Consider the following 25,594-nt stretch of genomic DNA (forward strand, 5'->3'; position numbering starts at 1 on the left):
GCCCGGGGGCCGGTCCCGGCATGCGGACGCCAAGGGGCATGCACCGGCCGGAATCGGCCGAAGCGGCTCTGGCGGGCCCGGGCGCGGCCTCGGCACACTCGGCCCATGTCACCCGAGACCACGCAGTGGACGCCCACCCACGGCCAGCCGTACCGACCCGTCGCCTACCAGCCCGCCCGCATGCCGGGGCCGGAATCCCTGGCGCGGGCCGCCGCGTTGCGGGCCCGGATGGACGAGCGGCGCACCGTACGCCACTTCTCGCCCGACCCGGTGCCCGAGCAGGCCGTCCGGGACGCCATCGCCTGCGCCGCGACCGCTCCCTCCGGCGCGCACCAGCAGCCCTGGACCTTCGTCCTGGTCAAGGACCCGGCCGTGCGGGCCCGGATCCGCGCCGCCGCCGAGCAGGAGGAGCTGCTGTCCTACGACGGACGGCTCGGCGACCAGTGGCTTGCGGCCCTGCGCCCGCTGGGCACGGACGCGGTGAAGACGCACCTGACCGACGCCCCGGCGCTGATCGTGGTCTTCCAGCAGCGGTACTGGCTCGGCCCCGACGGTGCGAAGCGCAAGCACTACTACGTCGACGAGTCGGTCGGCATCGCCGTCGGCATGCTCCTGTCCGCGCTCCACCTGTCGGGCCTGGCCGCGCTGGTCCACACGCCGAGCCCGATGCGGTTCCTGTCGCAGGTCCTGGGGCGCCCGGAGAACGAGAAGGCCTTCGCGGTCGTCCCGGTCGGGTACCCGTCGGAGGACTGCGAGGTACCGGACCTGCTCCGCAAGTCCCTCGACCAGGTCATCGTGGAGGTGTAGGGGCCGGGACCGACGGGGCCTCAAGCACCGCGGCCCGGGACCGGCGCCCCGGAATGGAGACCGCCCCCGCTCCGGACTTGGGGGTACCGGGGCGGGGGCGGGGCTCGGCGGGGCGGAGGTCAGCCCATGTGGGGGTAGCCGTACTCGGTCGGCGCGACCAGGGTCTCCTTGATGGACCGGGTCGAGGTCCAGCGCTGGAGGTTGGTCGCGGCGCCGGCCTTGTCGTTGGTGCCGGAGGCGCGGCCGCCGCCGAAGGGCTGCTGGCCGACCACGGCGCCGGTCGACTTGTCGTTGATGTAGAAGTTGCCCGCCGCGAAGCGGAGCTTCTCCATCGCATCGGCGGCCGCGTAGCGGTCAGCCGCGATGATCGAACCGGTCAGGGCGTAGGCCGAGACCGACTCCATCTGCGCGAGCATGGCGTCGAAGTCCGCGTCCTCGTAGACGTGGACCGCAAGGATCGGGCCGAAGTACTCGGTCGTGAAGACCTCGTTCTCCGGGTCGGTGCAGGCGATGACGGTCGGGCGGACGAAGTAGCCCTCCGTGTCGTCGTAGCTGCCGCCGGCCACGATCTCGCAGGTCGGGTCGGCCTTGGCGCGGTCGATCGCGGCCTTGTTCTTCGCGAAGGAGCGCTCGTCGATGACGGCGCCGATGAAGTTGGTCAGGTCGCGGACGTCGCCCATGGCGATGCCGTCGACCTCGGCCGCGAAGGCCTCCTTGAAGCCGTCGTTCCAGATCGAGGCCGGGATGTAGGCGCGCGAGGACGCCGAGCACTTCTGGCCCTGGAACTCGAAGGAGCCGCGGGTCAGGGCGGTCTTCAGGGTGGCGCGGTCCGCGGACGGGTGCGCGACGACGAAGTCCTTGCCGCCGGTCTCGCCGACCAGGCGCGGGTAAGACCGGTACTTCTCGATGTTGTTGCCGACCGTCTTCCACAGGTACTGGAAGGTCTTGGTCGAGCCGGTGAAGTGGATGCCGGCCAGCTCGGGGTGGTTCAGGGCCACCTCGGAGACCGCGATGCCGTCGCCGGTGACCAGGTTGATGACGCCCTTGGGGAGGCCGGCCTCCTCCAGGAGCTCCATCAGGAGGACCGCGGAGTGGGTCTGCGTGGGGGACGGCTTCCAGACGACCACGTTGCCCATGAGGGCGGGGGCGGTCGGCAGGTTGCCCGCGATGGCCGTGAAGTTGAACGGCGTGATCGCGTAGACGAAGCCCTCCAGCGGCCGGTGGTCGCTGCGGTTCCACACGCCGGCGGAGTTCGCGACCGGCTGCTCGGCCATGATCTGGCGGGCGAAGTGGACGTTGAAGCGCCAGAAGTCGACGAGCTCGCACGGGGTGTCGATCTCGGCCTGCTGCGCCGTCTTCGACTGGCCCAGCATGGTGGAGGCGGCGAGCTTCTCGCGCCAGGGACCGGACAGCAGTTCGGCGGCGCGCAGGATGATCGCGGCGCGGTCGTCGAAGGCCATCGAGCGCCAGGCCGGGGCGGCGGCCAGGGCGGCGTCGACGGCCTCCTGAGCGTCGGCCCGGGTGGCGTTGGCGTAGGTGCCGATGACGGACTTGTGGTCGTGCGGCTGCACCACGTCGAAGCGCTCGCCGGCGCCCATCCGCTTGACACCGTTGATCGTCATCGGGAGGTCGATGGGGTTCTCGGACAGCTGCTTGAGCTGTGCTTCGAGGCGCGCGCGCTCCGGGGTGCCGGGGGCGTACGAGTGGACCGGCTCGTTGACCGGCGCGGGGACCTGGGTCACAGCATCCATGGGGCTGGTAACTCCTTGAGCTAGTGGGGTGCCTAGTTCTTGGTGATCATCGAGCGGAGGAAGAACAGGAGGTTGGCGGGCTTCTCCGCGAGGCGGCGCATGAAGTAGCCGTACCAGTCCGTCCCGTACGCGGTGTAGACGCGCATCCGGTGCCCCTCCGCGGCCAGCCGCAGGTGCTCCTCGCTGCGGATGCCGTACAGCATCTGGAACTCGTACTCGTCCGGCTTGCGGCCGGCCTGCCGGGCCAGCTCCTGCGCGATGGCGATCAGGCGCGGGTCGTGGGAGCCGATCATCGGGTAGCCCTCGCCGTCCATGAGGATCCTCATGATGCGGACGTACGCCTTGTCGATCTCGGCCTTGTCCAGGTACGCGACCTCGGCGGGCTCCTTGTAGGCGCCCTTCACGATCCGGACGCGGCTGCCGGCGGCGGCCAGGCGGCGGGCATCGGCCTCCGTGCGGAAGAGGTACGCCTGGATCACGCAGCCGGTCTGCGGGAAGTCCCGGCGCAGCTCCTCGTGGATGGCGAACATGGAGTCGAGGGTGGTGTGGTCCTCGGCGTCCAGGGTGACGGTGGTGCCGATCGCGGCGGCCGCCTCGACGACGGGGCGGACGTTGGCGAGGGCGAGCTCGTGGCCGCCCTCCAGCGCCTGGCCGAACATCGACAGCTTGACCGACATCTCGACGGTCTCGCCGAGGCCCAGGGCCTCCAGGCGGCCGATGAGCTCCAGGTAGGCGTCGCGCGCGGCGTGCGACTGCTCCACCGTGGTGATGTCTTCGCCGACGACGTCGAGGGTGACTTCGAGGCCCTTGCGGGTGAGCTCCTCGACGATCGGGATCACCTGGTCAACCGTCTCGCCGGGGATGAACCGGGTCACCACGGGCTTGGTCACCGGGGCGGCAGAGACGATGCGGCGCATCTTGTCGCTGCGCGAGGCGGCGAGGATCACGGGACCCAGCACGGGGGCACCTCCAACGGGTGGCAGAAGCGGGCGGACGGTCCGCCGCCGGTCGGGCGGGGCCGTCAGGGAAACGCAAGTAAAACCACCGTGAAACCTAAGGATCGCTTTGATCCTCTGCCATCGACAGCTGTCACGCATCCGTGGTCGCGATCTCATACACATGTCTGAAGGGGCCCGCGGCGGATGGGAGAATGGCCGGGTGAAAGGCGATTACCAGGACCTGGTGGACGAGATCTCGGCGCTGCTGGGCGCGCCGGCGACGCTGGAGAACCGCGACTTCCGCCTCATCGCCTTCGGCGCACACGACAGCGACGACGACGCCGTCATGGACCCCGTCCGCACCCGCTCCATCCTGACCCGGCAGTCGACGGCCGCCGTCCGGTCCTGGTTCGAGGCCTTCGGCATCGCCCGGGCCACCGGCCCCGTGCGGATCCCCGCCGCCCCGGAGGCCGGAGTGCACCGGGGACGGATCTGCCTGCCGGTGCGCTTCCGCGAGGTCGTCCAGGGCTACGTGTGGCTGCTGGACCAGGAGCCCGGCCCCGGGCCGCAGGCGCTGGCCGCGGCCATGGAGGTGGCGCGGCGGATCGGGGTGCTGCTCGCCGAGGAGGCGAAGGCGGGGGCCGACCTGTCGCGGGAGTTCCTTGCCGTGCTCACGGCGGGGCGGGGCTGGCAGCAGGACATGGCGGTGGCCGCGCTGCGGGTCGCGCTCGGCGCGGGCGGCGAGGGCACGCACGCGGTGGTGTGCCTGGCCCCCTGGTCGGGCGAGGCCCTGCAGTCGGTGCCGGGGGCCGCAGCCGTGTGCGTGGCGCCCTGGCGGGCTTCGGGCGGGGCGGAGGCCGGCCCGGGCCAGGAGGGCGGCCGCGGCGCCGGACGGGCCCTCGCGGTCCTGGTCAGGCTCCGCTCGACGGACACCCTCACCCCGGCCGTGAACCTGGCCTCGCGGCTGCTGTCGCAGGCTGCACCGGCTGCCGGCGGCGTACCGGCAGCGGGGGGCGCGGCCGGGATCACGGCAGGGGTCGCGGAGCCGGTCAGGGCCCTCACGGAGCTGTCCGCCGGATGGCGGCAGGCCGCGGCGGCTGCCCGGGCGGCTGCGGCGCAGCCCCGGCTCGGCCCCGTCGCCCAGTGGTCGGGGATCGGCCCGTACCGGATGCTGGCCGACCTCGCCTCGGACCCGGCCGGCGACCCCTCGGCCCGCCCCCTGCTGGCGCCGGCGCACCGGGAACTCGCCCGGACCGCCGAGGTGTTCCTGGACTGCGCCGGCCAGGCCGGCCGCGCGGCCGCCGCCCTGGGCATCCACCGCCAGACCCTGTACTACCGGCTGGGCCGGGTGGAGCAGCTGACCGGCCTCGACCTGGACGCGGGCGAGGACCGCCTGCTGCTGCACATGGCGCTGAAGGCCTCCCGCCTCCAGGCCTGACCGGGCGCGGCCTGCCCGGGCCCGGTCAGGTCTGCTGCGCCGGGTCCGCCGGGGTCCGTCCGGCCAGCTCCACCGCCCGGCGCATGCCTTCGGTGAACTCCTCCGCGCCCGCCGCCGACGAGGGGTCGAACAGCCACTGCATCATCAGGCCGTTGAGCAGCGCCTGGTAGAAGGCGCCCAGGGTGCGCAGGTCCCGCTCGGTGAGCTCCTCCTCCGGCGTGCCGGTCAGCATGGAGACCAGCCCGCGGCGCCCCTCCCCCTGCGAGGCGGCGAGCTGCGCCCGCAGTTCCGGCATCCGCTCCCCGCTCAGCGCGACCTCCAGGCCGGCCGCCCAGACGGGCCCCGAGGCCGGCTGCCGGGCCACGACGGCCTCCCAGAACGCGCGGAACCGCTCCAGCGAGCCGCCCTCCCCGGTCAGGCCGGCCTGGAAGCTCTCGCCCCACTCCTCCACCAGGGCGACGTACGCCTGGGCGAGCAGTGCGTCCTTCGAGCCGTAGTGGTAGCCGATGGAGGCCAGGTTCGTCCCCGAGGCGCTGACCACGTCGCGCGCCGTCGTCCGCGCGAACCCCTTCTCCAGCAGGCACGTCTTGGCACCTTCGAGCAGATCTTCACGATGTCCCATGCCGTCACGGTAGCAAGACAGCTGTCCTAGACGGTAGTTCAATACATTCGTCATAGACAGCCGTATTAAACGGCTGTACATTCCTCTCCATGACGCACCCCGCCGCCACGGCGCACCTCGCCGGCCGCCGCGAATGGACCGCCTTCACCGTCCTGCTGCTGCCCCTGCTCCTGGTCTCCATGGACGTCTCCGTCCTCTACTTCGCCGTCCCCGCCATCTCCCGGGAGCTGGACCCCAGCGCCACCCAGCAGCTGTGGATCTTCGACAGCTACGCCTTCGCGCTCTCCGGCCTGCTGATCACCATGGGTTCGCTCGGCGACCGGATCGGCCGGCGGACCCTGCTGCTGATCGGCGCGGCCGCCTTCGGCCTGGCCTCGGTCGGCGCCGCGTACGCCACCAGCGCCGAGATGCTCATCGCGGCCCGCGTCCTGCTCGGCGTCGGCGGCGCGACCCTGATGCCGTCCACGCTCGCCCTCGTACGGAACCTCTTCCAGGACGACGCACAGCGCAGCCGGGCCATCGCCCTCTGGTCCGGGGCCATGACGGGCGGCATCGCCCTCGGCTCGGTCATGAGCGGACTGCTGCTGAACCACTTCTGGTGGGGTGCGGTCTTCCTCGTCAACGTTCCGGCGATGCTGCTCCTGCTGGTCCTCGTGCCGCTCCTGGTACCGGAGTTCAAGGACCCGGCCCCCGGCCGCTTCGACCTGCTGAGCGTCCCGCTGTCGATGGCCGCCGTCCTGCCCGTGGTCTACGGCCTCAAGGAGATCGCCGCCGACGGCTTCACACCGCTGCGCGCCGGCTTCCTCGCCGCCGGACTGGCCTTCGGGTACCTGTTCGTCCGCCGCCAGCGCACCCGGGACGACGCCATGGTCAACCGGGTCCTCTTCGCGAAACGCGGATTCGCCGCGGGCGTCGGGCTGAACACCGTCGCCGCCTTCGCCATGATGGGTTCGGCCTACTTCACCACCCAGTACCTCCAGTCGGTGCTCGGCATGGGCACCCTGGAGGCCGCCCTGTGGAGCCTCGCCCCTTCGGTGGTCATCGGCGCCGCGGCCCCCGCCTCCGCCGCCCTCGCCCGGAAGGTCGACCGGGCCCGGGTCATCGCCGGCGGATTCGTCCTCGCTGCGGCCGGGTTCGCCCTCCTCGCCCTGGTGGACACCGACGCACTCTGGCTGCTGCTGGCCGGCGCCGGGGTCCTCGCCTCGGGGATCGTCGCCGTCATGTCCCTGGTCTCCGACATGGCCCTGGCCTCCGCCCCCGCCGAGAAGGCCGGCTCCGCCGCCTCCCTGCTGGAGACCGGCACCGAGTTCGGCGGCGCCCTCGGCATGGCCGTGCTGGGCAGCCTGGGCGCCGCCGTCTACCGCTCGGACCTGGCCGGCGAAGAGCCCGCCGTACGGGAGACGCTGGGCGGGGCCGTCGCCACCGCCCGGCAGCTCGGCGGCCCGGCGGGCAGCCACCTGCTGGCCCTGGCCCGCGAGGCCTTCGTCCACGGCATGCAGTACGCGGCCTGGGGCGGCGCAGCGCTGCTGCTCGGGACGGCGCTGCTCGCCGCGGTCCTGCTGCGCCGGCCGGGGACCCCGGACCCGGCCCCGGACCCGGCCGATCACGCCCCGTCCGCCGGAGTCCCCGCGCAGCAGGGCGCGCTGCACCGGGCGGGGTGAGCGCCGCAGACGGCATGCGAAAGGGCCCGGGGTCTCCCCCGGGCCCTTCGCCGTCCTGCCCCGCCGCGCGGGTCAGCCGAGGGTGACCGTACGCGCGGAGACCGCGCCGATCTCTGCGGCGATGTCCGCGAGGACACCGCTCGGGACCTCGGCGTCGACGGTGAGCACCGCGAGGGCCTCGCCGTGCGCCTCGGCGCGGGCGACCTGCATGCCGGCGATGTTCAGACCGGCCTCGCCGAGCAGCTGGCCGACCTTGCCGACCACGCCCGGGCGGTCGGCGTAGCGCAGCACGACCATAAAGTCGGCGAGCGCCAGGTCCACGTCGAACTCGCCGATGCCGACAATCTTCTGCAGGTGCTTGGGACCGGCGAGGGTGCCGGAGACCGAGACGTCCTGACCGTCCGACAGGGTGCCGCGCACGGTCACCACGTTGCGGTGGTCCGGGGACTCCGAGCTGGTGGTCAGGCGGACTTCGACGCCGCGCTCCTGCGCGAACAGCGGGGCGTTGACGTAGGAGACCGTCTCGTCGACGACGTCCTCGAAGACGCCCTTGAGCGCGGAGAGTTCGAGCACCTTGACGTCGTGCTGGGTGATCTCGCCGCAGACCTCCACGTCGAGGCGGACCGCGACCTCGCCCGCGAGGGCGGTGAAGATGCGCCCGAGCTTCTCGGCGAGCGGCAGGCCCGGACGGACGTCCTCAGCGATGACGCCGCCCTGGACGTTGACCGCGTCCGGCACGAGCTCGCCGGCCAGCGCGAGGCGCACCGACTTGGCGACCGAGACGCCGGCCTTCTCCTGGGCCTCGTCCGTGGACGCGCCGAGGTGCGGGGTGCAGACGACCTGGTCCAGCTCGAAGAGCGGGGAGTCGGTGCAGGGCTCCTTGGCGTACACGTCGAGCCCGGCGCCCGCGACGCGGCCCTCCTTGATGGCCGTGTACAGCGCGGCCTCGTCGACGATCCCGCCACGGGCGGCGTTGACGATGCGGACGGACGGCTTGACCTTGTGCAGGGCCTCGTCGCCGATGAGACCGAGGGTCTCGGGGGTCTTGGGCAGGTGCACGGTGATGAAGTCGGCGACCTCGAGGAGCTCGTCCAGGGTCAGCATCTTGACGCCCATCTGGGCGGCGCGCGCGGGCTGGACGTAGGGGTCGTAGGCGACGATCTTCATGCCGAAGGCCGACATGCGCTGGGCGACCAGCACGCCGATGCGGCCGAGGCCGACGACGCCGAGGGTCTTCTCGCTGAGTTCGACACCCGTGTACTTGTTCCGCTTCCACTCGCCGTTCTTCAGGGCGGTGTTGGCCTGCGGGATGTTGCGTGCCGTCGCGACGAGCAGGCCGCAGGCGAGCTCGGCGGCGGTCACGATGTTCGATGTCGGGGCGTTGACGACCATGACGCCGGCCTTGGTGGCGGCGGAGACGTCGACGTTGTCCAGACCGACGCCGGCGCGGGCGACCACGCGCAGCTTCTTGGCGGCGGCGATGGCCTCGGCGTCGACCTTGGTGGCGGAGCGGACGAGGATCGCGTCGACGTCGACGATCGCGGGCAGCAGCTCCGCGCGGTCGGCTCCGTTGACGTGCCGGATCTCGAAGTCCGGGCCGAGCGCGTCCACCGTGGCGGGCGACAGCTCTTCGGCGATGAGTACGACAGGTTTCGAGCTCACGTGGGTCCTCACAAGTCCAGTGCGGACGGCCGTCCCGACGGCCGCAGGCGGTGGAGGGGGTAGCCGCGTGGAAGACGCACGACACTGTGGGCCTGACGCGTATGTGTTGAGCAGTGTAGTGGCGCGGACGGTCCGGATTTCCGCCTGTACGGAAGGATCACCCGTCCGTGGTTGGCCGAGGTGGACAAGGAGGGTGCGGCGGGCGCCCCGTTCCGTGCCTCCGGGCGGCCCGCGGCGGTCGGGCGCCCGGGCGCGGCGGGGCCGGGGCACAGTGCCCCGGCCCCGCCGCGCACGCGATCAGCTCTCGTCGTTGTCGACCCAGCTCATCAGCTTGCGCAGCTTCTTGCCGGTGGTCTCCAGCAGGTGGGCCTCGTCGGCCTTCTTGTACTCGTTGTACTTCGGCAGGCCGGCCTTGTACTCGGCCATCCAGGTGTTGGCGAACTCGCCGGACTGGATCTCCGCGAGGACCTTCTTCATCTCGGCCTTGGTGGCGTCCGTGATGATGCGGGGACCGGTGATGTAGTCGCCCCACTCGGCGGTCTCGGAGACCGACCAGCGCATCTTCTCCAGGCCGCCCTCGTACATGAGGTCGACGATGAGCTTCAGCTCGTGGAGGCACTCGAAGTAGGCGATCTCCGGCTGGTAGCCGGCCTCGGTCAGGGTCTCGAAACCGGCCTTGACCAGCGCGGAGGCGCCACCGCAGAGGACGGCCTGCTCCCCGAAGAGGTCGGTCTCGGTCTCCTCGGTGAAGGTGGTCTTGATGACGCCGGCGCGGGTGCCGCCGATGCCGGCCGCGTACGAGAGCGCCAGCTGGAAGGCGGAGCCGGAGAAGTCCTGCTCGACGGCGGCGATGCAGGGCACGCCGCGGCCTTCCTCGTACTGGCGGCGGACCAGGTGGCCCGGGCCCTTCGGGGCGACCAGGGCGACGTCCACGTTGGCCGGGGGCTTGATGAAGCCGTAGCGGACGTTGAAGCCGTGGCCGAAGAAGAGCGCGTCGCCCTCCTCGAGGTGCTCCTTGACGGACTCCTCGTAGATCTCGGCCTGCAGCGGGTCCGGAGCCAGGATCATGATGACGTTCGCCCAGGCGGCGGCCTCGGCCACCGGGACGACCTTCAGGCCCTGCTCCTCGGCCTTGGCCTTGGACTTCGAGCCCTCCTTCAGACCGACGACGACGTCGACGCCGGAGTCACGGAGCGACAGCGCGTGGGCGTGGCCCTGGCTGCCGTAACCGATGACCGCGACCTTGCGGCCCTGGATGATGGACAGGTCGGCGTCGTTCTCGTAGAACAGCTCGGCCACTGGGATATCTCCTTGGTGCGCTGGTGTTGCTCCCACCGTACGGCGGGGAACGGAATCAGAGTTTCCTGGTCTCGCTATGCGAGCGGTACAGACTTGAGGCGGTCAGGCGCTGCGGTCGAGCGCCCGCAGGCTGCGGTCCGTGATGGACCGGCCGCCGCGCCCTATGGCGATCGTGCCGGACTGCACGAGTTCCTTGATGCCGAAGGGCTCCAGCATCTTCAGCATCGCGCCGAGCTTGTCCGTGCCCCCGGTGGCCTCGATGGTGACGGCCTCCGGGGAGACGTCGACCGTCTTGGCCCGGAACAGCTGGACGATCTCGACGATCTGCGAGCGGGTCTCGTTGTCGGCGCGGACCTTGACGAGGACGAGCTCGCGTTCGATCGCGTTGTGCGGCTCCAGCTCGACGATCTTGAGGACGTTGACCAGCTTGTTGAGCTGCTTGGTCACCTGCTCCAGCGGGAGGTCCTCGACGTTCACGACGATGGTGATGCGGGAGATGTCGGGGTGCTCGGTGACGCCGACCGCGAGGGAGTCGATGTTGAACCCGCGGCGGGAGAACAGCGCGGCGATCCGGGCGAGGATGCCGGGCGTGTTCTCGACCAGGACGGAGAGCGTGTGCTTGGACATGTGAGGCGTTCTCTCTCTCGGCTCTCTCGGCTCAGTCGTCTTCGTTGTCGCCGAAGTCGGGACGGACGCCCCGGGCGGCCATGACCTCGTCGTTGGAGGTGCCGGCGGCGACCATCGGCCACACCATGGCGTCCTCGTGGACGATGAAGTCGATGACGACGGTGCGGTCGTTGATCGCGTTGGCCTCGGCGATGACCCGGTCCAGGTCGGCGGGGTCCTCGCAGCGCAGCGCCACGCAGCCCATGGCCTCGGACAGTTTGACGAAGTCGGGGACGCGGGTTCCCTTGCGGGGGGCGACGGACTCGCCGAGCTGGGAGCCGACGGTGTCGTGGCCGGTCTCGTCCGCGTGCAGCACGGTGTTGGAGTACCGCTGGTTGTAGAAGAGGGTCTGCCACTGGCGGACCATGCCCAGCGCGCCGTTGTTGATGATCGCGACCTTGATCGGGATGTTGTTCAGCGCGCAGGTGACCAGTTCCTGGTTGGTCATCTGGAAGCAGCCGTCGCCGTCGATCGCCCAGACCGTGCGCTCGGGCATGCCGACCTTGGCGCCCATCGCGGCCGGGACCGCGTAGCCCATGGTTCCGGCGCCGCCGGAGTTCAGCCAGGTGCGGGGCTCCTCGTACTTGACGAAGTGCGAGGCCCACATCTGGTGCTGGCCGACGCCCGCCGCGTAGATGGTGCCCTGGGGAGCGAGTTCACCGATGCGCTCGATGACCTGCTGCGGGGACAGCATGCCGTCCGCGGGCAGGTCGTAGCCCAGCGGGTACGTCTCCCGCCAGCGGCTGAGGTCCTTCCACCAGGCGGAGTAGTCCCCGGCGTTGCCCTCGGTGTGCTCGGCCTGGACGGCCTGGATCAGGTCGGCGATGACCTCGCGGGCGTCACCGACGATCGGGACGTCCACCGCGCGGTTCTTGCCGATCTCGGCCGGGTCGATGTCCGCGTGGATGACCTTGGCGAAGGGGGCGAAGCTGTCCAGCTTGCCCGTGACGCGGTCGTCGAAGCGGGTGCCGAGGGCGATCAGCAGGTCCGACTTCTGCAGCGAGGTGACACCGGTGACGCTGCCGTGCATGCCCGGCATGCCGACGTGCAGGGGGTGGCTGTCGGGGAAGGAGCCCAGCGCCATCAGGGTGGTGCAGACCGGGACGCCGGTCAGCTCGGCGAGGACCTTCAGCTCGGCGGTCGCGCCGGACTTCATGACGCCGCCGCCGACGTACAGGACCGGGCGCTTGGCCTGGCAGATGAGCTTGGCGGCCTCGCGGATCTGCTTGGCGTGCGGCTTGGTGACCGGGCGGTAGCCGGGCAGGTCCTGGGCCGGCGGCCAGCTGAAGGTGGTCTTCGACTGGAGGGCGTCCTTGGCGATGTCGACCAGGACCGGGCCGGGGCGGCCGGTGGAGGCGATGTGGAAGGCCTCCGCGATCGTCCGCGGGATGTCCTCGGCCCGCGTGACCAGGAAGTTGTGCTTCGTGATCGGCATGGTGATGCCGACGATGTCCGCCTCCTGGAAGGCGTCGGTGCCGATCGCCTTGGAGGAGACCTGACCGGTGATCGCGACCAGCGGCACGGAGTCCATGTGCGCGTCGGCGATCGGGGTGACCAGGTTGGTGGCGCCCGGGCCGGAGGTGGCCATGCAGACCCCGACCTTCCCGGTGGCCTGCGCGTAGCCGGTGGCGGCGTGGCCGGCCCCCTGCTCGTGGCGGACCAGGATGTGCCGGACCTTCTTCGAGTCCATCATCGGGTCGTACGCGGGGAGGATGGCACCGCCGGGGATGCCGAAGACGGTGTCGCACCCCACCTCTTCGAGAGAGCGGATGAGGGACTGCGCACCCGTGACGTGCTCAACTGCGGCGGTCTGGTGTCCGCCGGAACGGGGCCGCGGCTGCGGATGGTGGGCCCCGGTGGCCTGCTCGGTCATCGGCATTCTCTTCTCGAAGCTGAGGGTTTTACAAAGGTTCGACTCTGTGCCAGTGCAACAAAAAACCCCTCGTGCCGGGAGGCAGGCGAGGGGAGCGCGTCGGGTGCGTTGAGCGGGGACATGCAGGCCCCAGCTTCAGCCGACGCGCTTTCCACGTACGAGAATTCGGGTGCGCATGACACTGACCCTCCCTCCGGCGTGAGGTGGATGTCAAGTAGGTGGGACGGGCGTCTCATTATGTGAGCCTCTGCGGATGACCATCGAGCCTCCGGTGGAGCCTCCGGCCAAGGCCGGCTGGGCTGCTCCGCCCGGTACCGGGAACGTACCGCGCACCAGCGCCCGCCGCAGCCTGTACTCGTCGAGGGGGCCAGAAAATGCCACTCCCTGCCCGTGTGTGCACCCCATCGCACGCAGTGCCATGACCTGCTCCGGCAGGTCGACCCCGTCGGCCACCGACTGCATGCCCAGGTCGTTCGCAATCCGCAACAGCCCCGCGGTGATCTTGTGGAGGCGGGCGGACTCCGCGACCCCCTCCACCAGGCCCCGGTCGAGTTTGAGCATGTCGACGGGGAGGCGGCGCAGGGCGCTGATGGCCGCGTACCCGCTGCCGAAGCCGTCCAGGGCGATTCCCACCCCGAGCCGGTGCAGGGCCGCCAGGCGCCGCTCCAGGTCCTCGAAGGGCACCCTGGGGTCGGAGACGGCAAGCTCCAGGATCAGCGCGCCGGAGGGCAGCCCGTGCCTGGTCAGGAGGGCTTCCACGGAGCCCGTGGGTACGGCCCGGTCCAGGAGCCGCTGGGCGGTCATGCGGACGGACACCGGTACGTCGTGCCCGGCCCGGTGCCGGTCGGCAGCCTGCTCCACGGCCTCCTCCAGCAGCCAGCGCCCCAGCTCGGCGGTCCGGGAGGCGTCCGGTCCGGCGGGGGCGCAGCCGCCGCCCTCGGCGACCCGGAGGAACTCCGCGGGGGTGAACAGGATCCCCTGGGCCGACCGCCAGCGGGCCTGCGCGGCGACGGCGGAGACCTCACCGGTGGCCAGCGACACCACCGGCTGGTGCAGCAGGGCGAACTCCCCCTCGTGCAGGGCGGTCCGCAGCCTGCCCGCCAGCTCGGCCCGGCGCACCACCTCGGCCTGCATCTGCGGGGCGTACATCTCGACCCGGTTCTTGCCCCCGGCCTTGGCCCGGTACATGGCCAGGTCCGCGTTGCGCATCAGGTCCGAGGGGGTGATGCCGGGGTCGGCGAAGGCCACGCCGATGCTGGCGGCGACCCGGACCTCGCTGCCCGCGATCCTGTACGGCTGGGACAGGGTGGTGCGCAGCCGGTCGGCGATCTCGTGGACCTGGTACTCGCGGGCACTGCGGTCCCGGCTGCCGTCGCCGAGGATCAGGGCCGCGAACTCGTCCCCGCCGAGCCGGGCCGCGGTGTCCCCGGCCCGGACGGAGTCCTGGAGGCGGCGGGCGGCCTCGACGAGCAGCTCGTCGCCGGCCTGGTGGCCGATCGTGTCGTTGACCGCCTTGAAGCCGTCGAGGTCGATGAAGAGCACGGCGGTGCTGTGGTCGCCGGCCCGGCGCCCGGTGAGGGCCTGGCGGACGCTGCGGGTGAACAGGGCCCGGTTGGGCAGGTCGGTCAGCGCGTCGTGCTCGGCGCTGTGCTGGAGCTGCGCCTGGAGCCGGACCCGCTCGGTGACGTCGCGGCTGTTGAGGATGAGGCCGCCCTGGTGGCGGTTGACGGTGGACTCCACGTTGAGCCACTCGCCCTCGCCGGACTTGAACCGGCACTCGATGCGGGTGGTGGGCTCCTCGGCCGGCGGGGCGGCGAGGAAGCGGCGCACCTCGTGGACCACCCGGCCGAGGTCGTCGGGGTGGATGAGGGCGGCCAGCTCGGTGCCGACCAGCTCCTCCGCCTCGCGCCCGTACACCCCGGCGGCCGCAGGGCTGACGTAGCGCAGGGTCCCGGTGGGCGCCGCGATCATGATGACGTCGCTGGAGCCCTGCACGAGCGAGCGGAAGTGGTTCTCCTTCTGCGCCAGCTCCTGGGTCAGGGCGATGTTGTCCAGGAGCATGATGCCCTGGCGGATGACGAGGGCCAGCACGACGGTGCAGCCGGTGAAGACGACCATCCGGTCGACCTTCCGGCCGTCCACGACGTTGTAGAGGATGCCGAGGGTGCAGACGGCCGCCGCGAGGTACGGGACGAGGGCGGGCAGGGAGCCCGTGATGGGCCGGCTGTGCCCCCGCTCCCCGCGCGGGTGGCCGAGGGGTTCGAGGCCCGGGTGGAGCCGGCGGGCACCCCAGGGCGCGTAGGCCAGCAGCAGGGAGCCGGCGAACCAGCCGGCGTCGAGCAGCTGGCCGGACTGGTACTCGGCGCTCAGCAGCGGGGAGGTGAACAGCGCGTCGCTGAGCACGGTCAGCGCGAGGGCCGCGATGGCGGTGTTGACGGCGGAGCGGTTGGTCTCGGAGCGCCGGAAGTGCAGGACCAGGACCATCGAGACGAGCGCGATGTCGAGCAGCGGGTAGGCGAGCGAGAGGGCGGCGCGCGGAACGCTGCCGGGGGCTCCCGACTGGGCGGTCTGCGCGGCGTGCGCGAGGGCCAGGCTCCAGGAGAGGGTGAGCAGGGATCCGCCGATGAGCCAGGAGTCGAGCCCCAGGCAGACCCAGCCGGCGCGGGTCACGGGCCGTTTGGCGAGGACGAGGAGGCCCACGATGGCGGGCGGGGCGAAGCACAGGAAGGCGAAGTCGGCGACGGAGGGTTTGGGCACTTCCACGCCGAGGACGACCTCGTACCAGCCCCAGACCGCATTGCCGGAGGCCCCCATGAGGGAGGAGAAGGCGAAGAGCAGCCAGGCGGGCCGTTCGCGGCTGTCGATCGACCGCGCATAGGAGTAGCAGGAGACCGCGGCGAGCAGTCCCGCCGCGCTCAGTCCGAAGTCGCCCATGACCTCGGCGACTTCCTCGGAGCCCCAGTTGAGGGCGGCGCCCACCGCGTACCCGCCGCTGACCACGGCGAGGAGCAGCTGCATCGCCAGTCCCCTGCCGCCGGTCGCGCCGGGCGGCCGGTTCAGGAGCGCCGCCCCCGGGGCACTCACCGGTCCCCCTCGCCTACGGGTTCGGGGGCACCCCATCGTCGCCTGCGGCGGCTGTGCCGCGTCGGATCCTTCGTCCATTGGCCGTGCATCGCCCGTCGCCCCCCAAAGTGTCCGATCACTCCCCAGCGCCAGACGTTCGCGGCGCAGCCCCTTCTTCCGGACGATACACCACTTTCGTCACTCAGGGACATACCTTCTCTACTCTCCGTTACCACGCGGGGAGTTGGGGGCACAGCGTGCATCCGGATGACTGCGGAGCGTACCGGCTGCGGGTGTCAGCCGGTGGTCAGCACCGTGTGCTCCACGGGTTCTCCCTGGGCGAACCGGGTCAGCTGGCGGGCGAGGAGGCGCTTGGCCCGCGGCTCGAACGCGGTGCTGCTGCCGCCCACATGGGGGGTGATCAGGACGTTCGGTGCGTGCCAGAGCGGATGGCCCGCCGGGAGCGGTTCCGGGTCGGTGACGTCGAGGGCGGCGCGCAGCCGGCCCGATTCCAGCTCCGCCAGCAGGGAGTTGGTGTCGACGACGGGTCCGCGCGCGACGTTCACCAGCAGGGCGCCGTCCTTCATGCGGCTCAGGAAGCCGGTGCCGACCAGGCCGCGGGTGTCCTCGGTGAGGGGGGTGCACAGGATCACCACGTCGGCGTACGGGAGCAGTCGGGGCAGCTCGGCGAGGGCGTGCACCGGACCGCGCGCGGTGGTGCGCGCCGTGCGGGCGACCCGTGCGACGGGTCCGCACTCGAAGGGCACGAGCCGGTCCTCGACGGCCGAGCCGATCGACCCGTACCCGACGATCAGGACGGACTTGTCCGCGAGGGCGTCGTAGAACCCGCCCCGCCACTCCTCCAGGTCCTGGCCGCGGACCATTGCGGGGATGCCGCGCAGGGAGGCCAGGACCAGGGTGAGGGCGAGTTCGGCCGTGCTGGCCGTGTGCACACCCGCGGCATTGCACAGCCGTACGCCGGGACGCAGGCCCCCGAGGGCGCCGCGGACGTGGTCGATGCCCGCGGTGAGGGTCTGGACGACCTCGACGGCGCCCATCGCGGCCAGCGGCCGTGCGGTGACCTCGGCGGACTTCATGTACGGGGTCACGTAGAAGACGCAGTCGGCCGGATCGGCGGGGAACTCCTCCTCTCCGTCCCAGTGGCGGTACCGGAAGGAGGCGGGGAGGCCGGGGACCTCGGCGGCGGGGAAGGGGAGCCAGACGTCCCCGGTGGTTGCAGTCATGATCGAGAGGCTATGCGAGGCCGTCCGGGGCGAGCCGTTAGTTTGGGGGCGGCAGCGGGAGGGGGACGCAGGAGTGGAGCGCAGGTCGATCGGGGCCGGGGCCTTGTCGGTGGGGGCCGTCGGGCTCGGCTGCATGCCGATGAGCTGGGGGTACGCACCGTCGTTCCGGCAGGGCCATGAATCGGTGGCCGCCGTGCACGCGGCGCTGGACCTGGGGGCGAACCTCCTGGACACGGCGGACCTGTACGGGCCCTACACCAATGAGCTGCTGCTGGGCCGGGTGCTGCGCGGACGGCGTTCCGAGGCGTTCGTCTCGGCCAAGGTGGGGCTGCGGGCGGGCGACCAGCACGTGGTGGCCGACGGCAGGCCGGGGTACGTGCGGCGGGCCTGCGACGCCTCGCTGCGGCGGCTGCGGACCGATGTCATAGACCTCTACCAGCTGCACCGGGTGGACCCGGACGTGCCGGTGGAGGAGACCTGGGGCGCCATGGCGGAGCTGGTGGGCGCGGGCAAGGTCCGGGCGCTGGGCTTCTGCGCGCTGGGCGCCGGGGCGGGCCCGGGGGCGGGGCGGCGCGGGGACCGGGCGTACGGGACCACCCTGCGGCACCTGGAACGGGTGCAGCAGGTGTTCCCGGTGAGCGCGGTGCAGGCGGAGCTGTCGGTGTGGTCGCCCGAGGCCGCGTGGCAGCTCCTGCCGTGGTGCGCGGCGCGGGCGGTCGGGTTCCTGGCCGCGATGCCGCTGGGCAGCGGGTTCCTGACCGGGACGCTGACGCCGGGCCAGGGTTTCGAATCCCAGGACGTCCGAGCGCGCCACCCCCGGTTCACGGCGCACGCGATGGCCTCGAACCAGGAGCTGGTGGCGGGGCTGCGGCGGGTGGCCCGCAGGCACGGGGCCGAGGTCACGGCGGCGCAGGTGGCGCTGGCCTGGGTGCTGGCGCAGGGGCCGCAGGTGGTGCCGGTGCCGGGGGCCGACCGGGCGCACTGGGCGGCGGAGAACGCCCGGGCGGCCGAGGTGCGGCTGACGGCCGGGGACCTGGCCGAGATGGCGGCCCTGCCGGCGGCGGTGGGAGCCTGGGACTGACGGGCGCCGCCCCAGGACCACTCGATCGGGTGTACGAGTGGCGGAACTTCGCGATGCGCTCCAGCGGTTGAGACGGATGAGGGGCAGGTTCGGAGGACCGGAAGGGAGCAGGGCGATGCGATACGGACGGATGGTGCGCACGGGGCACGGGGCGGCGGGGGCTCCGGTCCCCGGCGGTGCGGGCGGCGGCAGTGCGGGGGCGGGCGGCGGCGCGGGCGGGTCCGGCGGGTCGGGTGTGCGGCGCCGGAGTGTGCTGGCCGCGGTGGCGCTGGCCGGGTGCGGCGCCCTGCTGGCCGGGTGCTCGCAGGGGGCGGGCGGCGCATTCGACGGGGGCGGGCCACCGGGCACGGCGCCACCGGGGAGCGGTTCCCCGGCTCCCTCCGGGAGCGCCTCCGCCTCAGCCGGGGCGGCCGCCCCGCCGGCCAAGGGCTCGGTGACGGTGACGGGCGAGGTCGCCAAGGGGCTGGAATCACCGTGGGGGGTGGCGCCGCTGCCCGGCGGGGACCTGTTGGTCGCCTCCCGGGACAAGGGGACGATCAGCCGGGTCGCGACGGGGTCGGGCGCGGTGACGCAGATCGGGAAGGTGCCCGGGGTGGCGCCGGGCGGGGAGGGCGGCCTGCTGGGCCTGGCCCTGTCCCCCTCCTTCGCCACGGACCATCTGGTCTACGCGTACTTCACCACCGAGTCCGACAACCGCATCGCGCGGCTGCGCTATGACGAGAAGAGACCGGCCGGGCAGCAACTGGGCGCCCCCGACACGGTGTTCCGGGGCATCCCGAAGGGGCTCGTCCACAACGGCGGCAGGATCGCCTTCGGCCCGGACAAGATGCTCTACGCGGGCACGGGCGAGACGGGCGAGACCGGGCTCGCGCAGGACAAGGGCTCCCTGGGCGGGAAGATCCTGCGCATGACCCCGGACGGCGAGCCGGTGCACGGCAATCCGGAGGCGGATTCGGTCGTCTACTCCCTCGGGCACCGCAATGTGCAGGGGCTCGCCTGGGACCAGGACAAGCGGCTGTGGGCGGCGGAGTTCGGCCAGAACACCTGGGACGAGCTGAACCTGGTGGAGCCCGGCGGGAACTACGGCTGGCCGGAGGCCGAGGGGAAGGCGGGCAGGCCCGGCATGCGGGACCCGGTGGCCGTGTGGAAGACCGACGAAGCCTCGCCGAGCGGGATCGCCGTGGCGCAGGGCTCCGTGTGGATGGCCGGTCTCAAGGGCAGCCGGTTGTGGCGCATCCCGCTGGCGGGAGCCGTGCCGGTGGCCGAGCCCGAGGCCTTCCTGGAGGGGAAGTACGGCCGGCTGCGCTCGGTGGTGGCCCTGGGGGGTGACGCGTTGCTGCTGGTCACGAGCGAGACGGACGGGCGCGGGTCGCCGGAAGCGGGCGACGACAGGATCCTGACACTGACGGTGCGGTAACCGGCACGGCCCCCGGACGGGGGGCGGAAGGCGCGTGGTGCGGTGTTCAACATGATCGAGCAGTTGTTCAGTCCGGGGCGGGGGCACACGGAGGAGGAGAAGAAGCGGCTGGAGCTGACCCGGGTCGACCTCAGCGACGGGGACCCGGGGCGGGGGCCGATAGACCTCGAGTCCGGCACGGTCGTCATACGCCCTGCGGAGCAGCCTCCGGCCGACGGCTGACGGGCACGGGCGCCGGGGCGAAGAGGCGCAGCCGGTGGGCGAGGGCGGCCGCCTCGCCACGGCCGGAGACGCCCAGCTTCGCCAGGATGTTCGAGACGTGCACGCTGGCGGTCTTCGGTGAGATGAAGAGCTCCTCGGCGATCCCGCGATTGGTGCTGCCCGCCGCGACCAGGCGCAGCACGTCCCGCTCGCGGCTGGTCAGGCCGAGTGCCTCGACGGGGTCGGTCGCGGGCGGGGCCGGGGTCTCGTCGGCCGCGGTGAGGGAGATCCGGGCGCGCTGCGCCAGCAGGGCCAGGTCCTCGCACAGCCTGCGGGCGCCGAGCCCGTCGGCGGTGGCGTGCGCCTCGCGGAGCAGGCAGGCCGCCGGCTCCCGGTCGGCGCCGGCGGCCAGCAGGGCCTCGGCGAGCCGGTGCTGTACCCGGGCCAGCAGGTAGGGGCGCTCCAGCGGCCGGACGGCCTGCTCCACGCCGGTCCAGTCGGCGACGGTGTCGGCGGCTTCGGCCCGCAGCAGTTCGGCCCGCAGGTATGCGGCGTGGGCGGTCCACAGCGGTCCCGGGGCGGGCAGCGGGCGGGCTGCGGTGCGCAGCAGGTCCAGGGCCTCCCCCCGGCCGGCTTCGGCGGCGGGCAGGCCGCGGGCGTCGGCCTCGGCGGAGGCGGCGGCGAGCAGCAGGGGCCAGGCGTAGCGGTGCTGTCCGAGGGCGAAGCCGAAGGCGACGGCCCGGGCGGCCTCGATGCGGACGTCGCCAAGCCGGCCTTCGCCCGCGGCCACGCCGACCGCGAGGCGGAAGAGCGGCAGGCGGTGCTGGGGCTGGGTCTCGTGGGTGCCGAAGTGGGCGTGCGCGGCGTCGAGTTGCTGGGCGGCCTCGGCCAGTTCACCGCGGGCCAGGGCCAGGTAGGCGAGTCGGGCGGAGGCGGCGCCGCGGGGCGCGGCGCTCTGGCCGACGAGCAGGGTGCGCCGGGCCGCTTCGGCTGCCTCGTCCCAGCGGCCGAGGCTGTACAGGCTCTCCGCGAGGTTGCCCCGCACCCAGGCTTCCGAGTCGAACAGCCGCGAAGTGCGGACGAGTTCGGCTCCGATCTCGGCCAGCTCCACGGCTTCGTGGGAGCGGCCCATGCTTTCCAACTGAGAGGTGAGGTTGATATGAGCACGTCCCGCCAGCGCCGTGAGGCCCAGTTCGGCGGCGCGGTCCTTGACCGCGTGCAGCTCGGCGATGCCGCCCTCTGCGTCGCCCGCGTCGGTGAGCAGGGCGCCGACCGTGATCCGCGCATTGAGTTCGATGTCCTCCGCACCGAGCATCCGCGCGTACTCGACGGCGCGTTCGGCGGCGGCGAGGTTCCCGGGCCCCGGGTCGTGGAGCATCCCCCAGCCGGCGGCCCGCACCAGGACCTCGGCGTGCACCTGGGACGGGGGAAGCCCCCGGACGAGCTCCTGCGCCCGGGCGATCTCCTCCCAGCCGTCGCCGCGGGCCAGGCTGGACACCAGCCGGGAGCGCTCGGTCCAGAACCACGCGGCCCGCAGCGGGTCCGGGTCCTCCTCCAGGTGCCGCAGCGCCATCTTGGTGATCTTCAGGGCGCGTTCGCGCTCCCCTCCGTAGCGGGCGGCCACGGTGGCCTCGGCGAGGAGGTCCAGGCGCCGCAGCGGGGTGGTGGCCGGATCGCAGCCGCACGGCGGGTACACGTCGGTGTAGTCCGCCGGGCGCAGCGACGCGCGGATCTCTGGCGGGACGCTCTCCCACAGGTCCATGGCCCGTTCCAGCAGGCGCAGCTGCTCGGAGTAGGCGTGCCGGCGGCGGGCGGCCACGGAGGCGGCGAGGACCGCGGGCAGGGCTTTCGCCGGGTCGTTGGCGTGGTACCAGTAGCTGGCCAGCCGGATGGTCCGCTCCTCGGCGCGGATCAGGGTGCCGTCGGCCTCCATCGCCTCGGCGTAGCGGCGGTTGACGCGGGCGCGTTCGCCGGGCAGCAGGTCGTCGCTGACGGCTTCGCGGACCAGCGAGTGCCGGAAGCGGTAGCCGTCGCCGTCCGGGGTCGGAAGCAGGATGTTGGCGCCGACGGCGGCCCGGAGCGCCTCGATGAGCTCGTCCTCGGTGAGCCCGGCGACGGCGCGCAGCAGGGGGTACTCCACGGTGGAGCCGCCTTCGGCGACGATGCGCACGACGCGCTGGGCGGCGTCGGGCAGCACCTCGACGCGGACGAGGAGCAGGTCGCGCAGGGATTCGGTGAGGCCGGCCCGGCAGCCGTTCGCGCGGGAGGCGACGAGTTCCTCGACGAAGAAGGCGTTGCCGTCGGAGCGGTCGAAGACGGAGTCCACGAAGGCCTCGTCGGGCTGGGAGGCGAGGATGCCCGCGAGCTGGCGGCGTACCTCGGCCCGGTTGAACCGGGGCAGCTCGATGCGCTGGACGGTGCGCAGCCGGTCGAGTTCGGCGAGGAGCGGGCGCAGGGGGTGGCGGCGGTGGACGTCGTCCGCGCGATAGGTGGCGACGACGACGAGCCGGCCGCTGGCGAGGGTGCGGAAGAGGTAGGAGAGCAGGTGGCGGGTGGAGGTGTCCGCCCAGTGCAGGTCTTCCAGGACGAGGACGACCGTGCGGTCGGTGGCGAGCCGTTCGAGCATGCGGGCCGTCAGCTCGAAGAGGCGGGCGGTGCTCTCCTCGTCGTGGGGTCCGCGCGGGGTCTCGCCGAGTTCGGGGAGGATGCGGGCGAGTTCGTCCTCCTGTCCGGCGGCCGCGGCGGCCAGTTCCTGCGGGAGGTGGCGGTGCAGGGTGCGCAGGGCCGTCGAGAACGGGGCGAAGGGAAGTCCCTCCGCCCCGATCTCCACACATCCTCCGACGGCGACCACGGCGCCGCGGCGGGCCGCCTCGCAGAGGAACTCCTCGGTGAGGCGGGTCTTGCCGACCCCGGCCTCTCCCCCGACGAGCAGGGCCTGCGGCTCCTGTCCGGCAGCGCGGGTCAGGGCGTCGGTGAGTACGGCCAGTTCGTCGGCGCGGCCGACGAACACCGGGCTGACAGATCTGGTCTCCACACCGCCGAGGATCGCACAGGCGTCCTGGTCGGCGGCACCGGATTTCCGTACGCCGCTCATCACGGGTCAGTCCGCGCGGATCGCGACGCGGGTCACGCGGCGGGGGTGAAGCGGCTGTGGACTCCCCTCACCGACCCTTCGGGTTCCTGGCTGCGCGAGGCGCGGCCCGCCTTGCGCGCCTTGCGGGCCTCGCGGACCATGCGGTACGCGTCGGCCTCGCGGATCAGCTCGGCGCGGCGGACGGCGGCCATCTCGTACTCGAACATCTCGTTCTCCCTCGTTGCTCTTCCCGGCACCTCGTTCGGTGTGATCCAAGATTCGCTTCCCAGGGGGTCCCGGCACATCGGGAGCATGCCGCATCTGCGGGCGGCCGGGGGCCTTAGTCCGGGGCCGCACCGGCCCGTATGGGCCCTAAGGCCCCTCACAGGTGGCCCGCCCGGCGGGCTGCGCGGGCCGGCGGCCGGCCCGGGGCAGGTCGTGGGTGAAGGCGTAGGCGACGGATGCCTCGCCGTGCCGGGCGGTGAAGGAGCCGGAGCCCGTGAGGCCCGCGAGGTCGCCGGTGGCGCTGCCGGGGACCACCTCGAATGTGCAGCGGGTGGTGCCGGAGGCGTCGAAGGTGCCGCGTTCCTCCAGGACGAACGCCCCCGTGCGGCCGCCGACAGAGCCGGCGACCAGTTCCATCCCGGCGAAGCTCCCGCTGTTCCCCGCGGCGTAGGCGATGGTGTAGGCGCAGTGCGTCCGCGCGGCCTCGATGCCGCCGGTGAACGTGTTGCGGACCTGGGCGCGGGCGAGGCGCGGGGAGGCGTCGGCCGCGCCGACCGGGGACTCCTCCCAGTCGGCGAAGGTGAAGGTACCGCTCGTGGAGGTGGGCATGCCGGTGCTCCTGGTTCTCGACGCCGGGCGGGACCTCCGCCCGGCGTCCCCACAGCTTCGGCGCCGTACCTGACACCTCCTGTCAGGTATGGGCCACGATGGCCCCATGCGCGCCGACCGCCTCCTGTCCCTCCTGCTCCTGCTGCAGAACCGCGGCCGGATGACCGCACCCGGTCTCGCCGCCGAGCTGGAGGTGTCCGTCCGCACCGTCTACCGGGACATCGAAGCCCTCAGCGCGTCCGGGGTCCCCGTCCGCGCCGACCGGGGGCCGGCCGGCGGGTACCGGCTGATGGACGGCTACCGGACCCGGCTCACCGGGCTCACCGACGCCCAGGCCGGCTCGCTCTTCCTCGCCTCGGTCCCGGGGCCCGCCCATGACCTCGGCCTGGGCGCGGACCTGGCCGCCGCCCGGCTCAAGCTCCAGGCCGCGCTGCCCGCCGGGATGGGCGCGCGCGCCCGGCAGGTGCAGGACCGCTTCCACCTCGACGCCCCGGCGTGGTTCCGCGACGCCGACCCCGTACCGCACCTCGGCCCGATCGCCCGGGCCGTGTGGGAGGAGCAGGTCCTGCGTGCCCGCTACCGGCGCCGGGGCGGTGAGGCGGACCGTGAGCTGCATCCGCTGGGCCTCGTCCTCAAGGGCGGCATCTGGTACCTCGTCGCGCGGGGCGGCGAGGCCGTGCGCACCTACCGCGTCAGCCGGTTCCTGAGCGTGGAGGTCCTGGCCCAGGGGTTCGAGCGGCCGGCGGGTTTCGTGCTTGCGGCCCACTGGGCGGAGTCCGCCGGGCGTCTGGAGGCCGCCGCCCTGCCGACGCGGATGGCCCACCTCAGGCTGTCGCCGCGCGGCCGGAAGCTGCTGCCCATGCAGTTCGGTGCGGCAGGGAGCCGGGCCCTGGCGGAAGCCGAGGCGGCAGGGGAGCGCGCGGATGCCGAGGGCCGGCTCAGCGTCCGGCTTCCCGTCGAGGCGGGCGCGCTCGCCGTGGGCGACCTGCTCCGCCTCGGCGGCGAGGCGGAGGTGCTCGGCCCGCCGGAGCTCCGCCGGGCCGTGGCCGAGGCGGTCGCGGCGCTGGCGGAGCTGTACGGGCCCCCGGCCCGGGGCGCGTAGCCCGACCCCGCCCGGCCGGGCCGGGCCCGCGCTGCCCCGCCGGGACGGCCTAGGCGGGCACCTTCGGGAGGGGGAGGAAGTAGAGGAAGCCGAAGACCAGGACGCCGACGGCGCCGAGTACCACCGCGGCCCAAGCGACGGCCCGGACCCAGGCGGGGAGGGTGCGGGCGGGCGTGCCGAAGGCGGGGCGGGCCAGGACGAAGACGGCGATCAGCAGGGCCACGGTGGACACGGCGCCGTTGACGAGGGCGGTGAGCTGCCAGCCGTCGCCGTAGAGGGCCGCGATCTGCTCGGCGGGCGGGGCGGTCTTGTCCCCGCCGATCTGGCCTACGAGGCCCTGCCGTTCGGCCAGGAGGCGGGCGGCCCAGCTGCCGCTGAGGGCGATGAGGGAGAGTCCGGCGGCCACGATCGCGGAGGCGGCGGCGCCGACGCCGCCGGTGCGCTCCGCCCCGTCGGCCGGGTCCTCGTCGACCTCCTCGTCGAACTCCTCGTCGAAGTCCGCTCCGTCCGGGTGTTCGCCGGCGGCTCCGTCCGCGGGTTCGGTGCCGGGCGCCGGCTCGGTACGGGGCTCGGGCGCGCCCTCGGGTTCGGCGGACGGGGCGCCCCCGGTCTTGCGGAGGTCGGCCGGGGTGGTGTCCGCCTCGGGGGCGTTCGGGGCAGGGGTCTTCGTGGTGTCCATGCCTGGCACCGTAGGGGTCCCGGATGAGAGGTTTCTGAGAACGCGGTGACGGGAGGGACACGGGCCTCGCCGGTGCCGGGTCCGTCCCGGGACTGCGCGGTGCGGGCGGGTCCCGTGCAGGCCGCCCCGGCAGGCCGTCCGCGCCCGCCCGGCCCGGGCGGTACCCCCGCCCCGGGCCGCGCC

At 72.9% G+C, this 25,594-nt stretch carries 20 protein-coding genes; 7 read left to right on the top strand and 13 right to left on the bottom strand.

The window, feature by feature from the left end:
- Positions 1–105 precede the first annotated feature (105 nt).
- Positions 106–807 carry a nitroreductase family protein gene (locus tag ACLJTM_RS03005; protein ID WP_411101735.1) on the top strand — a complete coding sequence of 234 codons (702 nt, stop codon included), beginning with the start codon at positions 106–108 and terminating at the stop codon, positions 805–807.
- A 119-nt stretch (positions 808–926) separates the two neighbouring features.
- On the opposite strand, the gene pruA is transcribed toward ACLJTM_RS03005, so the two are convergent.
- Entirely contained in the window at positions 927–2,558 is a 1,632-nt protein-coding gene (gene pruA / locus ACLJTM_RS03010) for an L-glutamate gamma-semialdehyde dehydrogenase (RefSeq protein ID WP_411101736.1), read from the bottom strand.
- Positions 2,559–2,590: 32 nt separating this feature from the next.
- Complete coding sequence (locus ACLJTM_RS03015) at positions 2,591–3,517, bottom strand: proline dehydrogenase family protein (RefSeq protein WP_411101737.1); 927 nt, start codon at positions 3,515–3,517, stop codon at positions 2,591–2,593.
- 199 nt (positions 3,518–3,716) lie between these two features.
- Between ACLJTM_RS03015 and ACLJTM_RS03020 the strand changes: the two genes are divergently transcribed.
- The gene (locus ACLJTM_RS03020; RefSeq protein WP_411101738.1) at positions 3,717–4,934 is read left to right on the top strand and encodes a PucR family transcriptional regulator; all 1,218 of its coding nucleotides are present in this window, start codon (positions 3,717–3,719) and stop codon (positions 4,932–4,934) included.
- A gap of 25 nt (positions 4,935–4,959) precedes the next feature.
- Here ACLJTM_RS03020 and ACLJTM_RS03025 read toward each other — a convergent pair whose 3' ends face one another.
- Positions 4,960–5,556, bottom strand: coding sequence for a TetR/AcrR family transcriptional regulator (locus ACLJTM_RS03025; protein WP_411101739.1), 597 nt, complete (start codon positions 5,554–5,556; stop codon positions 4,960–4,962).
- Between the two features lie 89 nt (positions 5,557–5,645).
- Between ACLJTM_RS03025 and ACLJTM_RS03030 the strand changes: the two genes are divergently transcribed.
- A complete protein-coding gene (locus ACLJTM_RS03030) occupies positions 5,646–7,217 on the top strand; it encodes an MFS transporter (protein WP_411101740.1) in 1,572 nt (523 codons plus the stop codon).
- A gap of 72 nt (positions 7,218–7,289) precedes the next feature.
- Here ACLJTM_RS03030 and serA read toward each other — a convergent pair whose 3' ends face one another.
- The 6 genes from serA to ACLJTM_RS03060 form a co-directional block, all read right to left on the bottom strand.
- A complete protein-coding gene (serA, locus tag ACLJTM_RS03035) occupies positions 7,290–8,879 on the bottom strand; it encodes a phosphoglycerate dehydrogenase (protein ID WP_411101741.1) in 1,590 nt (529 codons plus the stop codon).
- A 297-nt stretch (positions 8,880–9,176) separates the two neighbouring features.
- Positions 9,177–10,178, bottom strand: coding sequence for a ketol-acid reductoisomerase (gene ilvC / locus ACLJTM_RS03040; RefSeq protein WP_411101742.1), 1,002 nt, complete (start codon positions 10,176–10,178; stop codon positions 9,177–9,179).
- Positions 10,179–10,280: 102 nt separating this feature from the next.
- Complete coding sequence (ilvN, locus tag ACLJTM_RS03045; protein WP_069922074.1) at positions 10,281–10,805, bottom strand: acetolactate synthase small subunit; 525 nt, start codon at positions 10,803–10,805, stop codon at positions 10,281–10,283.
- 31 nt (positions 10,806–10,836) lie between these two features.
- Positions 10,837–12,723, bottom strand: a complete 1,887-nt coding sequence (locus ACLJTM_RS03050) for an acetolactate synthase large subunit (RefSeq protein ID WP_411101743.1) — start codon at positions 12,721–12,723, stop codon at positions 10,837–10,839.
- 204 nt (positions 12,724–12,927) lie between these two features.
- Positions 12,928–15,801, bottom strand: coding sequence for a putative bifunctional diguanylate cyclase/phosphodiesterase (locus tag ACLJTM_RS03055; protein WP_411101744.1), 2,874 nt, complete (start codon positions 15,799–15,801; stop codon positions 12,928–12,930).
- 275 nt (positions 15,802–16,076) lie between these two features.
- Positions 16,077–17,024, bottom strand: a complete 948-nt coding sequence (locus ACLJTM_RS03060; RefSeq protein WP_411101745.1) for a 2-hydroxyacid dehydrogenase — start codon at positions 17,022–17,024, stop codon at positions 16,077–16,079.
- 73 nt (positions 17,025–17,097) lie between these two features.
- On the opposite strand from ACLJTM_RS03060, the gene ACLJTM_RS03065 reads away from it, so the two are divergent.
- From ACLJTM_RS03065 to ACLJTM_RS03075, 3 genes are all read left to right on the top strand, one after another.
- Positions 17,098–18,105, top strand: a complete 1,008-nt coding sequence (locus ACLJTM_RS03065) for an aldo/keto reductase (RefSeq protein WP_411101746.1) — start codon at positions 17,098–17,100, stop codon at positions 18,103–18,105.
- 115 nt (positions 18,106–18,220) lie between these two features.
- Positions 18,221–19,522, top strand: coding sequence for a PQQ-dependent sugar dehydrogenase (locus tag ACLJTM_RS03070; protein ID WP_411101747.1), 1,302 nt, complete (start codon positions 18,221–18,223; stop codon positions 19,520–19,522).
- Positions 19,523–19,564: 42 nt separating this feature from the next.
- Positions 19,565–19,744 (top strand): DUF6191 domain-containing protein, encoded by a 180-nt coding sequence (locus ACLJTM_RS03075; RefSeq protein ID WP_411101748.1) that lies wholly within the window; start codon positions 19,565–19,567, stop codon positions 19,742–19,744.
- On the opposite strand, the gene ACLJTM_RS03080 is transcribed toward ACLJTM_RS03075, so the two are convergent.
- From ACLJTM_RS03080 to ACLJTM_RS03090, 3 genes are all read right to left on the bottom strand, one after another.
- Positions 19,707–22,769 (bottom strand): helix-turn-helix transcriptional regulator, encoded by a 3,063-nt coding sequence (locus tag ACLJTM_RS03080; RefSeq protein WP_411102261.1) that lies wholly within the window; start codon positions 22,767–22,769, stop codon positions 19,707–19,709. The genes ACLJTM_RS03075 and ACLJTM_RS03080 overlap by 38 nt on opposite strands.
- 80 nt (positions 22,770–22,849) lie before the next feature.
- Entirely contained in the window at positions 22,850–23,023 is a 174-nt protein-coding gene (locus ACLJTM_RS03085; protein ID WP_411101749.1) for a hypothetical protein, read from the bottom strand.
- A gap of 145 nt (positions 23,024–23,168) precedes the next feature.
- Complete coding sequence (locus ACLJTM_RS03090; RefSeq protein ID WP_411101750.1) at positions 23,169–23,630, bottom strand: DUF3224 domain-containing protein; 462 nt, start codon at positions 23,628–23,630, stop codon at positions 23,169–23,171.
- A 106-nt stretch (positions 23,631–23,736) separates the two neighbouring features.
- Between ACLJTM_RS03090 and ACLJTM_RS03095 the strand changes: the two genes are divergently transcribed.
- Positions 23,737–24,732, top strand: coding sequence for a helix-turn-helix transcriptional regulator (locus ACLJTM_RS03095; protein ID WP_411101751.1), 996 nt, complete (start codon positions 23,737–23,739; stop codon positions 24,730–24,732).
- 49 nt (positions 24,733–24,781) lie between these two features.
- On the opposite strand, the gene ACLJTM_RS03100 is transcribed toward ACLJTM_RS03095, so the two are convergent.
- A complete protein-coding gene (locus tag ACLJTM_RS03100) occupies positions 24,782–25,411 on the bottom strand; it encodes a hypothetical protein (protein ID WP_411101752.1) in 630 nt (209 codons plus the stop codon).
- Between the last annotated feature and the right edge of the window lie 183 nt (positions 25,412–25,594).

The sequence above is a fragment of the Streptomyces sp. cmx-4-9 genome (assembly GCF_046548835.1).
GTDB lineage: Bacteria > Actinomycetota > Actinomycetes > Streptomycetales > Streptomycetaceae > Streptomyces.

What these genes read in the sequence shown, in the direction of transcription:
- ACLJTM_RS03085 (WP_411101749.1), bottom strand. Translation starts at nt 23,023, where the DNA reads ATGTTCGAGTACGAGATGGCCGCCGTCCGCCGCGCCGAGCTGATCCGC.
- pruA (WP_411101736.1), bottom strand. Translation starts at nt 2,558, where the DNA reads ATGGATGCTGTGACCCAGGTCCCCGCGCCGGTCAACGAGCCGGTCCAC.
- ACLJTM_RS03050 (WP_411101743.1), bottom strand. Translation starts at nt 12,723, where the DNA reads ATGCCGATGACCGAGCAGGCCACCGGGGCCCACCATCCGCAGCCGCGG.
- ilvN (WP_069922074.1), bottom strand. Translation starts at nt 10,805, where the DNA reads ATGTCCAAGCACACGCTCTCCGTCCTGGTCGAGAACACGCCCGGCATC.
- ACLJTM_RS03070 (WP_411101747.1), top strand. Translation starts at nt 18,221, where the DNA reads ATGCGATACGGACGGATGGTGCGCACGGGGCACGGGGCGGCGGGGGCT.
- ACLJTM_RS03100 (WP_411101752.1), bottom strand. Translation starts at nt 25,411, where the DNA reads ATGGACACCACGAAGACCCCTGCCCCGAACGCCCCCGAGGCGGACACC.
- ACLJTM_RS03060 (WP_411101745.1), bottom strand. Translation starts at nt 17,024, where the DNA reads ATGACTGCAACCACCGGGGACGTCTGGCTCCCCTTCCCCGCCGCCGAG.
- ACLJTM_RS03005 (WP_411101735.1), top strand. Translation starts at nt 106, where the DNA reads ATGTCACCCGAGACCACGCAGTGGACGCCCACCCACGGCCAGCCGTAC.
- ACLJTM_RS03030 (WP_411101740.1), top strand. Translation starts at nt 5,646, where the DNA reads ATGACGCACCCCGCCGCCACGGCGCACCTCGCCGGCCGCCGCGAATGG.
- ACLJTM_RS03090 (WP_411101750.1), bottom strand. Translation starts at nt 23,630, where the DNA reads ATGCCCACCTCCACGAGCGGTACCTTCACCTTCGCCGACTGGGAGGAG.
- ACLJTM_RS03025 (WP_411101739.1), bottom strand. Translation starts at nt 5,556, where the DNA reads ATGGGACATCGTGAAGATCTGCTCGAAGGTGCCAAGACGTGCCTGCTG.
- ACLJTM_RS03095 (WP_411101751.1), top strand. Translation starts at nt 23,737, where the DNA reads ATGCGCGCCGACCGCCTCCTGTCCCTCCTGCTCCTGCTGCAGAACCGC.